Below are 10847 nucleotides of genomic sequence, written 5' to 3'. Positions count from 1 at the left end.
AGGAACAATGCTTCAAGAATTTACTGCTAGTCAAGTACCGATTTATAGTCTTGCTTTTAATGGAGAGGGAACAGCAATAATCACGGGAACAAGCGAGGGAAAAATTCAATACTGGCATTTAAGCAATCATCGGCCTCAATTGATTAATTCTTGGACAGTTGATGATAGTATTATCTATGATTTGGTGTTTTCTCCTGATCATCAAAAAATTGCTACCGCTACTCGGGGAAAGATTAAAATTTGGGATTTACAGGGCAATCTTTTAAAGGAGATTAAAACCGATTCTTTTCCCGTTTATGGAGTTAGTTTTAGTCCCGATGGTGAGAAAATCGCCGCTATTTCAAGGGATGGTACAGCTAGACGCTGGGACATGGACGGAAATTTGCGCTCCGAGTTTAAAATAGAAGAAGATATCGTCTATGGGATCGCTTTTAGTCCTGATAGTCAAGAGATTGTGATTATTGCTAGGGATGGTCAAAAGCATCGATGGCCCTTAGAAACGGAATATGATTATTTACAAAAATTGCTCGATCGAGGTTGTCTTTGGTTAGAAGATTATCTCAGGACTCGTCCCGAAAAACGAGAAGCTCTATCCCCCTGTACTGGGAAAATAAAACCATTCACCTTTTAAACTTGGTTTGACTGGGTGGGGGGTGAAGGTTAAATTAATTAGTTAATTTCTTGATCTCTTCGGTTTGTCTTATGCAACGGACAGGGTTATAAGGGATGAAACCCTTATAGAAACAGACATTACTGCAATTTTTGTCAATTGTTTGCAATCTGGAGCGAACTAATCAATTAAATCTCTTGCCAGATCAGGATTTAGTCGATTTATGTCTCCATATAGAATCATACCAAGTAACGAAGAACCCAACATTTTGGGTTTTAACGCTAGAATTTTATCTAAACTTTGTCACTTTAATGAATTCAGATGCTGTAATTTTTAACTCTCCATCCAAGTTTCTCACGGTGTACGATCTGAGTTCTCTTTGGGTTGAACCATCGGGATAAACATAAGTATTTTGTCCTATAAAGTTTATCGAAGTATCTGTTCTCGAAGTAACTTGTAAATCTTCGACAGTTACTCTTTTAAATTGACTGAAGAAGCTAGGAGAAGAAAATGACTCTGCCAATTGTGGGCTATATAAAGACCTTGCCTGATCGAAGTTTTTTTCTGAAAGCGCATAGTACAGATTTTCAATCAGGGATATCGCTTCGCCTTCGTTGATATCTTGATTGACACTTTCACTAGGAACAAAAGTTTCTGATTTCTGACGCTCTGCTTCCAGTCGGGCTTCTGCTTCTTGTCTCCTTCTTTGTTCTTCTGCAAGTTGTTGTTCTGCCTCTTTTCTTCGACGTTCGGCCTCTTCTCGTTGGCGCTGTTCCGCTTCTAGACGTTGTTCTTCTCTGGCTTTCAATTCGGCTATTTCTCGATCGCTCGCCTGTTTTTGCTGTTCTTGAAAATGCACTACACTGCCCGCTAATGCCAAAACTCCCACTGAGCCAAGAGCGATCGCAATCTTTGTCCAATTGTTTGAAGGTGAAGGAGGCGTTGGCGGGGGTACTGGCTGAGAAGGAATGGTGACGGGATTGACAGGCAGTTGCACGGGGATAGTTGAAGAAACCGAGAAAGAGGAAGTTGGTTGCCCAGCAGAATCTGGTACAGGAGTCGGGATTGGCGTAGGAATTGGTGGATCCGATGAAGGGTTGGTTTTAAGGTCATTGCTTGAAATCACCCCCAAAGCTAAAGCCCAGGATTCCACTGCCCATCTAGCGGCCTCTTCAGCTAACCCCAGATTATCTTGCAGTTTTTTGGTTAGTCGTGCTAAAAATACCACTGGTGGCGTACTATTTTGCGAGGCCAGTAAATCGGCGGGGACTCGTTCTTTCAGTGCGCCTACGAGAACCGCAATTTCCTTCTGATACTGTCCACATAAGTCTCGTAGCAGTCCCTCACAGCGTTGTGGTTCATCACATAGAGAACGACCATATTGAATAATAATTTCCTTGAGTTTTTGACGGGGTAAATCATTCATCAGCAAATTTCTCCTGCTACTGAACCAAAGTTAATTTTAGTGCCAACCGTAAGCTTGATACTGCGCCCAGGATCGATTTGCTTTTGCTCACCGTTAGCTAAAGTTACAGTCCAAGCTCGATGGGAACAGTTCTGTAGCCCCAATACACTAGGATCTTTAGGATTAGGATTCACCTGTGCTACCACACCATCAGCACCTTGAGATTCTAACCCCGGAATCTCTCTTGCAGTTAAGCGAGTTCCATTCGTTAGAGAAATGACTTGTCTTTTAATGTGCAAGGAAAATTGAGTCTGAGGTTGAGAATAGGAAGGGGAAGACCTATCCTGATAAGCTTCTGGAGAAGCACGATTAAGATCGCGGTAGGCTAATTGATCTGGTGCATCGGCACTGTGAACAAAGACGGTAAGATTGCCCACTCGCTGATTATCCCCTGGTTGGAGTGGCTGAGTTACCCCAGTGGCGATATCTTCGCAGAGGATTTGACCTTGGCTGAGTCGGTAACGCAGGGCAACAGGTGGCGCATTCGGGGCGTAAATAGTACAAGCTTTGGCATCGCCACCAATACTGACGGGTTCGGCTCCCAGATTGACTGTGCGGCTCTCTTTGGGATTGTATTGAATCTCCAGCCAAGCTGTACGAAAAGCGACTTCAACGAAAACGACCATTAAGCCGATAAAAAAGCCTAAAATAACCGCTCCAACCAAACGACCAGAGGCATCACCGGCACTCTGGGAAACCAACAAAAAGGCTAAAGCACCAAAGAAACCGCCGATCGCACCAGCAATAGTCGCTCGTTTTGCTTGTAGGTTAGAGATGAAAAAGCCCATCCCCCTTCCCAAAAGCCCTCCCAAAAGCGTCCAGCCAGCGATCCAGCCAGCTTTAGCGAGGATTTCTGACTGGGCAACTAAACTCAACAGTGCTTGAGCAGAACCACCAGAAACGAGGCCTGCTAATAGCCCTCCTGCAAGTAAGATAGTGCCTTGACGAGTGGATAAAAACGGACGATGAAGATAGAAGTTTTGCCCGATTGCTAGGGCAAGAGATAAGCCAATGGCAAGCAAGGCTGTCCATAGACCGACAATAAACACCATATACCAAAACTGCTGGGCGTTAGGCTGCTGTTGTGCTGGTTTTGCTTCAATGGTGAATTCATAAATGGGTCGCTTTGGTTGACCATGAGAAATAGAACCAGAAAATTCTTGACTATTCCCCTCTACTAATACACCGACCGTAAAGGCAGTTGGGTCAGCCTCGCCATGATTGGCATAATGATTGACAAACACCTGATATTTTCCTTTTGGTGCGCCTCCAGCAGGCCAGTAAATGTTTTCTACTGGCTCTTTTGATTGCCGTCCACTTGCGTTCATATCAACGTCAAGTTCGCCTCCTGATTGCGATCGCTTGTGCGAGTAATAAATCTCCTCTCCTGATGGATCGATACAATGTATATCTAAATCGTTGTAGTTATTCCATAACAGAGAAAGCTGAACATCCCCTGTTTTAGCTCCCTCTCTTTGCAGTCGTTTAGTCAGTTCTGGATTAAACACAAGTGCAGGTGTCGAGGCTTCTTGTTGTGTTTGTGGCAGCATTGTCCAAGATAAGAACCATTCACCCAATAACCATCCGATTAGGCAACCAAAAGCCCCTAATAAGCCGAATAAGAGAACCTTTTTCCAACTTGATGATTGTCTCATGATCGCACCTCTCCTTGAACTGAACCAAAGTTAATTTTCGTGCCAACCGCAAGCTTGATGCTGCGCCCAGGATCGATTTGCTTTTGCTGCCCGATAGGTAAAGTAGCTATCCAAAATTGATTGGAACAGTTTTGCAACCCTAAAATGCTGGGATCTTTGGGATTAGCATTTACTTCAGCGACTATTCCATTAGCACTTTGCGCTCCCAACCCAGGAATCTCCCCTGCCTGCAACCGAGTCCCGACAGTTAAAGGAATCGTCTTCTGCTGAATCCGCAGCGAAAAGGGAGCTTGAGGTAGGATCGGTGGACTGTAATACTGAGTCGCCCAATTCTGAGAACGAATTGGTGAAAGTTGCCGAGCTTTCAGAATGGCTGCCATTAAGAAGGCATAAGCTAAAATTCCGGCAAAGGCAGTGACGAGATTGCTGATAGCACCAGAAGCGTTCCAAAGGGCGTGCAGTGCTGATGCTGTCAAGTAGCCTATAGCCAAGATTGACCAACGTCTAGACGGTTTCAGGACGCTTAAGCCAATGAAATAACCAAAATAGCCGCTATAAGCCATGTGTCCGGCTACAGAACCAATAATTCGAGGAATGAGTAATTGTATCCCGATTAATTCTCCTGCGCCTTCCCCTGCCTGAGTTGCTACCTGCTGAATCGCTCCAGGCACATACTGTCCCAGGGTTTCTAGGAGGGTAAAGCCAGCAGCAGAGGCAGTTGCTAAGAGAATGCCATCAAGGGGTTCCCAGACACCCACTCGCTCTCGCCAAGGGGTTCTGAGCATTCGTCCTATCCCCAGCGCAAGGAAGACAGGTATGGCTTTGAGGAGTTCTTCTGCCATGCCTGCACCAAAAAAATAGTGGATAAACGAAGAAAGAAATCCTATTTCTGTTCCTTCTGTCGGTATTTCTCCTGGCAGGATTTGACGGAAAACCAAGATAAATAGCGACCAAATAGGACTGAGCAAGAGTAAAACGGTAGTTATTGCCGATCCTATCAGCAACCACCAGGGTTTTTGTTTGCCGCCCAATTGATAGACGAAGTAGTAGCCTGCCCCAATCAGATAGACTGCTAATAGGGCATTGAATAGGTCAGGATTACCGATCGCAGCAAATAGTCCGACGACTAATAAGACGGTAAGGACACCTGGTATCAGGTAAGCTTTTTTAAATAAATCCTGCCTTGTCGCGATGATGGGCAGCATTTGACTTAAATGAAGGGAGTCGCCAGGTTGGATATTTAAAGGACGACCAGGAAGTCCTGGATTGCTAACTTGACATTCAAAGACGAATTCTACACCCTGCTGACCGAGAGAAATGCGATCGCCTAATTGTAATGTCCGACAACCTTGCAATCGCTGGTTATTAATATAAGTGCCATTGGAACTCCCTAAATCACAGATTTGCCAAGAAGGAGGACTTCCTGAAGGCATGACGGGACGAATTTCTAGATGGCGACTAGAGACTCCTGGATAGTTGGTGGAGTTGAGAACAATTTGACAGTTTGGCTCTCGTCCAATGACAAGAGATTGATGGGTTGATAAGGGATGATGAGTAGGTGTAGTGTGGGCGGCTGCTTTAGGGTAAATTTGTCTTAAATAAGCGTTGTACTGAGGTTGTTGTGTCATTGGATTTGCCTATTTTCATTGAGGTAAGTGAGGTATTTCTTTATAAATAAAAAATTGGTAATGGCTGCAAAGGACAATTTAATTTAAGGACAGAAATTTCTTTCCGGTACTGCCCACAAAAAACCCTGAGTAGAGCTTGACAAAGTTTAGGATCGTAGTAAACTGAATGACTGTACTGGGTAAAAATTTCTTTGATTTTTTGTCCTGGTAAGTTGTTCATATTTTTTAACACTCAATTGAATATCAGTGAAATATAAAATTATTCTGTATAATTTTTATAATCTTTAAACTTATAGTCATTGACTCCTGGGAAAACCAAAAACTTAATGGCATTAACCTTATAATTATCACCAGAGCATTCCATTTCATCAGACTTTTCAAATTCAAATGCTGTTCTTGTTACACAAAATGAAAAATCATCAGCTCCCCACTTAATATTGTTTATTTGTCCATGAATGTAGATATCTCCTCGCTTGTTAAAATCTACGAAAACTTTTGTACATTCTCCTTTTTTAATATTCCACCATCCTCTTGATTTCCATCCGTCTCCGTCCCAATACATAATTGCAGCATCAATTATGTCATTAGAAGTTTGATTGCAAAGGTTTAAATAAGTATCTCCAGATATATTAAGATTATTCTCCAGATTATTCTCAACATTTTCTAGAGTATTTTGAAAATTTTGTACTTGATTATAAAGCAAATTTCTCTTATTTGTAATATTCTCAACTTTTTGATTATGTTCAGTTATAAGATTCTCAACTTCTTGATCATGTTCAGTTGTCAGGCTCTTGATTTTTTGATTATGTTCAGTGATCAAATTTTCATTTTTTTGATTATACTCAATTGTAAGATTGTTCAAATTTTCAGTAAGATTGCCCATTTGTTGATTTTTTTGATAAGCATAAATTCCAAGCACAAAAGCTGCTAATGCTGAGATGCCAGCCAATATAGAAACAAAATTGGCAGCAAACTTATGGGCTGATTTCTGATTAATATTTTGCTGTTGTCTGGCTGTTGTTATTGCTTCATTTAGCTTGCCTACTTCTTGTTTCCATTGCTGTATTTCTTGCTCGGATTGATCTAATTTTTTTTCATATTCTTCTCTTTGTTTTTGCTCTTTTTCTGCTTGTTGTTGTCGTTCTAAAATTAATTGTTGTTGACTCTGAAAGTCATTTTTAGTTCGTGGTTGGGAAATCACCCCTAATGCTAATCCCCAAGAATCTACAGCCCAGTAAGCAGATTCCTCAGCTATTCCTAGCTCATCTTGTAATCGCTTTGTAAGCTTGGATAAAATAACTGCTTGAGGAATCTGATTCTGGGATTTTAGTAACTCGGTAGCCACGCCTTTTTTAAGAGCATTCACTAAAAGAAAGACTTCCTTGCTATATTGCCCACAAAAGTCCTTTAGTAATCCTTCACAGCGTTGAGGGTTGTCAGAAACATCCTGTCCGTACTGGGTAATAATTTCACAAAGCTTTTGTCGAGGGAAGTCGTTCATAGGTCTTTTCCTGCGCTCAGGTTTTCGATGTAACCACTAATTTGAGCTTTAGTTCCACACCAAGGACAGGTATGAAAGCTACCCTGCTCACCTCCGCAAGATACTTTATTACAGCGAGAGAATAAAGAACCCCCGCATTTAACAAAGCTCTTTTGTTCGCAGTAAGAACAACCCGGATAAGTATCATCTACCGAAAAACTGCCAGCAATTTGGCTTTTGTCGTAGCATTCCCGTTTTGCGGCTGCTTCCTTAATGGGAAAAGCCCAATCAGCTATCCACTGATTTGGTAATTTTTCCTCCATGCGAATGCCAAAGCTTTGCTTGGAGTGGCTACATCGAGCCATGATGATAACGACTTTAAGAGTAGTCATCGGGTTGAGATCCTGTTGAAAGATGATTGTTCAGAAGTATTTTTAGCGGGTTGTTGTTTAATTTTGATCCGATTGATTTCTAACTTCATCTCATTTTCTGTCTGTTGTTGGCGTTTTAACTCTGCGTTAATCCCGTCCAGACGAAAAAAAAGAGAAACACTGAGGGCAGTGCTAATAACAGATAAAGGAAGCGTCACAATTAAACCTAGTATTACCAAAACAACCTTGTTATCAATTTTTTTTTGATGGTTATCTAAGCGTTTTACCTTACTCTCAAATACCGAGATATTCTCTTGTTGTCTCATGTTGGACTCCTCAACTAATATAACTTTCCTATCTAAATCTTCTACACGGTCTGTTAGATAATCCCGATCATCGGTTTCAAGTCTTTTAATCATGCCTAGAGTGATGTCATCTCCGCTGCCTTTTTCTGAAGTCTCTTGAAGAAATCCTTCTAATTTTTGTCGGACTTCTTCAGTCAGATTTGACTTGAACATCTGTCGATAATCTTGACCAATTTTAAAAAATCCTTCATCAGTAGAAAAAGAATTAGAATAGCCATCAGTAGAAACCAGAATTAAAGCAGGTATTTCTTTGGGCGTACCTTGTGGATACAGTTTTATATGAACCTGAAATTCATTCCATGCCTTATTCATACAGAGTGAAGTTGTCTCATTGGCAATTAGGTTGGGATCCCGCTCCAAAGGTCGAGTCGTATTTCCCTTAGAATCCACCTCAAGAATGTCCCCATCACCTAACTGAATATAGACAATGAAAAACTCGGTCACTAAAACTGCCAAGACGGTGGCCCCATAAGCGAGAAAATAGTTATTTTCAACGGCTTGCCAAGCAGCTTCTCCATCTTTATCAACAAGAATCTGTTTCTCTTCATCAGTAAAGTTGGGTTTATTAGTTAATTTTTCTTCATCATTTTCTGACAAACCCAAATCTTTGTTGACAGCTTTTCTCCACTCATTGACAAGTCGCGGTGGTAGAAGTCTTTGGGCTGCATCTTTCAGTGCTGAGAAATTAATATCACTCGATTGACTGCTCAAGAAAAATTCTTGAATTACTTTAATTGCCGTTTCAACAGCAAAACGAGAGCCTCTATCGCTGCGAAAACTTTTGGCACTGCCATGGCCATCTGATACAGCCAAAATCAATGGCAAACCGATGCCTGATTCTGGAAACCAGCGAATGGCATCCTGATTGGGCAATCCAGAACGCACATGAGAGGCTCCTTTGACAGATTCACCAATGCACCGCCATTTTAGTTGGGGTATATTTTCTTTCATGAGTCCTCCATTTCACCAGACATCAGATGCACTATCGATAACATTTTGAGGCACTGGAATTGGGACATTTCCGCCTCCAAAATTAGAGTTTTTGGTTTGACTGCTAGGAGAAGAGGCAGCTTTTAAAACAACAGTAGAAACCCATTTAATCTGTTTGACTAGATTTTCGGGACTATTAGATTGAAGAGGCCTTAGTTCTGAGTGTCCAATAAACTTCTGCAATGGTTCATGATCTGCATCTCCACCAACTGCGATTGCAATTCGTACAGCCTTCTTGCCCCAAGGCTGTTCCATCAAGTGTCTCAGTCCACTGCTAAAGTCGTCAGTCGGCTGACCGTCAGAAATCAGCACTAAAACAGGGGGAAGCGCCCGGTCAGTCATGGGCGGTATTTTAAGTTGGTCTGCAACCATAGAGAGGGCTTTACCCATATCTGTGACACCATCAGCGGTCAAATCTGTCCACTTAAAATTTTCAACTGGTGTAGGTTGAGCTATGTGCCACTGCGCTCCACTAGAAAATTTAAGGGCGCGAACTAATACTTGTGCATTGGGATTCTCATTTGCTTCTTTTTGCATTAAGGGAATTGCTTCACGAATGGCTGTATTGAGAACCTGGATTTTGCCGTTTACAGACATAGAACCAGAACAATCACAAATCCAGATAAAATGTAAGGGGCGGCTTGACAACCCTTCACCTGGTAGTGGCATATTCAATATCTCCTTGATTCAGTAAAAAAAGTGGATTTCTAAACAGGGAATAACATTTCAAAGACGAATCTCACCTTCTGCTTTGCCGAAGTTGATCTTTGTTCCTACAGCCATAGTTGCACTGCGTCCTGGTTCGACATCCTTAACTTGATTATCAGCCGTAGTACAGAGCCATTTTTCTTGCATAAGATTTTTAATTCCCCAAATATTAGGATCATTGGGATGTCGAGTGACTTCAGCGACTGGTTGAGAAAAGTCAAACAATTTTACATTAATATGATGGGGAAATAGCTTGGTATCATGATTCAACATAATGATATTTTTGTCAATGCGAATTCGAGGGGGCAAGCGAATTTCTTTCTGACATGACCAACAAGGGTTAGGTTTACCGCCTGATGCTTTTATTACATCAGGATCGTAGAAGTTCTCAGCGCCACAGTGAGGACAGTAGATGATAGAATCGCGCAAGTTTACCATTGCTCCCCGCCACTCTGACTCCCTGACGCGGCCATTTTCTGGGTCTTGAATACCTTTAGTAAATGCCTTGGTAAACAGTTCGCGGAGAAATTGTGGATAAATAGGCCAGAAGGCAAGGGCATTATCATGGTAGCCACGTACTGGTACATTGGAATTGTCTTTGGGGTCAAAAATGAACACCGCCTCAGTACCATAAAGCTTATTCATCGCTGGAGCGTCCAGACATTTAATTTCGGTTTCTTTCTTTCCTTCCAAGGGGTGATGGATCATTAACATATAGAACAGTAAAACTGCCAAAGAGTACAAATCCGTTTGCGTACTCGGTCTCGCTTGTTCAGTAATGATTTCTGGTGCTATAAAGCGTGGTGTTCCCATAACACCACCTTCTTGATCCCCATTGATGGTGACGTTATCGTTATCACAGATTAAAACATCCCCAGTGTTGGGATTAAAGAAAACATTACCGAAAGAGATATCGCGGTAACATAACCCTTTGGTATGAAGTTGAAAAAAGCCATCGGCCAGTTCAAATCCTGCGGTTGTTAAAGCTCTGAAGGTGGGTTCTGGTTTAATGCGCCGTTTCATTAGATCGACAAAGCCTTTATATTGAAGTTCTCGCAATGGCATGACATAGCCAAACCCTTCTATGCCAGGCTCTGATACAATATCTATAGGCCACAGAAAGCGATCACTCGGTGCGCCAGAATGGATCGCCGCCTCAAGCCGTTCGTACTGGCGAGGATCTGCCTGAATGGAGTGGGAGTAATACCATTTCAGCGCTACAGGCTGACCGGCTAAATTAGCTCGATAGACTTCTCCTTGACCGCCACCGCCAAGTAATTGCTCTACCGTGCAAGGGGTTTTAGAAGATTCTGTATGGACTGTCTGTCCAGATTTGAGTAGGTCACTCACCTTGTTCCTCCTTTTTAGGGTAACTTAAGCAAATGGAATGTTTTTGAAGGTGATTCTTCTTTCTTATAGCTCAAGTAAATATAATTAGGGTTTGCTGAAAAAGTCATTGAAAAGTACAGGTCTCTTAATCAATGATTTCACTTAGCTACAAGCATAAGCTTTAGTTGTTGATTAATTTTTAATTTATAACTTATCCTAATCATTGACCGAGAAAAAGTGCTGTTT

The 10847-nt window shown here is 42.0% G+C and carries 9 protein-coding genes; 1 reads left to right on the top strand and 8 read right to left on the bottom strand.

What is annotated here, in order from left to right; all coding sequences use genetic code 11:
• On the top strand, positions 1 to 631 hold a 631-nt coding region (locus PX484_RS13505; RefSeq protein ID WP_502882740.1), incomplete at its 5' end, for a WD40 repeat domain-containing protein.
• A gap of 268 nt (positions 632 to 899) precedes the next feature.
• Here the strand turns inward: PX484_RS13505 and PX484_RS13500 are convergent.
• From PX484_RS13500 to PX484_RS13465, 8 genes are all read right to left on the bottom strand, one after another.
• Positions 900 to 2036 (bottom strand): hypothetical protein, encoded by a 1137-nt coding sequence (locus tag PX484_RS13500; RefSeq protein WP_287668424.1) that lies wholly within the window; start codon positions 2034 to 2036, stop codon positions 900 to 902.
• Positions 2036 to 3730, bottom strand: a complete 1695-nt coding sequence (locus tag PX484_RS13495) for a YfaP family protein (RefSeq protein WP_287766601.1) — start codon at positions 3728 to 3730, stop codon at positions 2036 to 2038. The genes PX484_RS13500 and PX484_RS13495 overlap by 1 nt, the downstream gene beginning before the upstream one ends.
• Positions 3727 to 5358 (bottom strand): PrsW family glutamic-type intramembrane protease, encoded by a 1632-nt coding sequence (locus PX484_RS13490; RefSeq protein ID WP_002799066.1) that lies wholly within the window; start codon positions 5356 to 5358, stop codon positions 3727 to 3729. Before PX484_RS13490 ends, PX484_RS13495 begins: the two co-directional genes overlap by 4 nt.
• Before the next feature lie 259 nt (positions 5359 to 5617).
• The gene (locus PX484_RS13485) at positions 5618 to 6859 is read right to left on the bottom strand and encodes a DUF1036 domain-containing protein (RefSeq protein ID WP_287766605.1); all 1242 of its coding nucleotides are present in this window, start codon (positions 6857 to 6859) and stop codon (positions 5618 to 5620) included.
• On the bottom strand, positions 6856 to 7230 hold the full coding sequence (locus tag PX484_RS13480) for a hypothetical protein (RefSeq protein ID WP_287766606.1): 375 nt from the start codon (positions 7228 to 7230) through the stop codon (positions 6856 to 6858). Before PX484_RS13480 ends, PX484_RS13485 begins: the two co-directional genes overlap by 4 nt.
• Positions 7227 to 8525: a PP2C family serine/threonine-protein phosphatase gene (locus tag PX484_RS13475; protein WP_287668435.1), complete on the bottom strand. Its 1299-nt coding sequence runs from the start codon at positions 8523 to 8525 to the stop codon at positions 7227 to 7229. Before PX484_RS13475 ends, PX484_RS13480 begins: the two co-directional genes overlap by 4 nt.
• Positions 8526 to 8537: 12 nt before the next feature.
• Entirely contained in the window at positions 8538 to 9233 is a 696-nt protein-coding gene (locus PX484_RS13470) for a vWA domain-containing protein (protein WP_002738410.1), read from the bottom strand.
• A 57-nt stretch (positions 9234 to 9290) separates the two neighbouring features.
• Positions 9291 to 10622, bottom strand: a complete 1332-nt coding sequence (locus tag PX484_RS13465) for a protein kinase domain-containing protein (protein WP_079208033.1) — start codon at positions 10620 to 10622, stop codon at positions 9291 to 9293.
• Positions 10623 to 10847 lie beyond the last annotated feature (225 nt).

This window comes from Microcystis sp. M49636_WE2 (genome assembly GCF_030065375.1).
In the GTDB taxonomy this organism is placed as follows: Bacteria; Cyanobacteriota; Cyanobacteriia; order Cyanobacteriales; family Microcystaceae; genus Microcystis; species Microcystis aeruginosa_C.
This window is presented reverse-complemented; position numbering and strand designations above follow the sequence as displayed.

Coding starts and splice junctions, on each gene's coding strand:
- PX484_RS13500 (WP_287668424.1), bottom strand. CDS start 2,036: ATGAATGATTTACCCCGTCAAAAACTCAAGGAAATTATTATTCAATAT.
- PX484_RS13495 (WP_287766601.1), bottom strand. CDS start 3,730: ATGAGACAATCATCAAGTTGGAAAAAGGTTCTCTTATTCGGCTTATTA.
- PX484_RS13490 (WP_002799066.1), bottom strand. CDS start 5,358: ATGACACAACAACCTCAGTACAACGCTTATTTAAGACAAATTTACCCT.
- PX484_RS13485 (WP_287766605.1), bottom strand. CDS start 6,859: ATGAACGACTTCCCTCGACAAAAGCTTTGTGAAATTATTACCCAGTAC.
- PX484_RS13480 (WP_287766606.1), bottom strand. CDS start 7,230: ATGACTACTCTTAAAGTCGTTATCATCATGGCTCGATGTAGCCACTCC.
- PX484_RS13475 (WP_287668435.1), bottom strand. CDS start 8,525: ATGAAAGAAAATATACCCCAACTAAAATGGCGGTGCATTGGTGAATCT.
- PX484_RS13470 (WP_002738410.1), bottom strand. CDS start 9,233: ATGCCACTACCAGGTGAAGGGTTGTCAAGCCGCCCCTTACATTTTATC.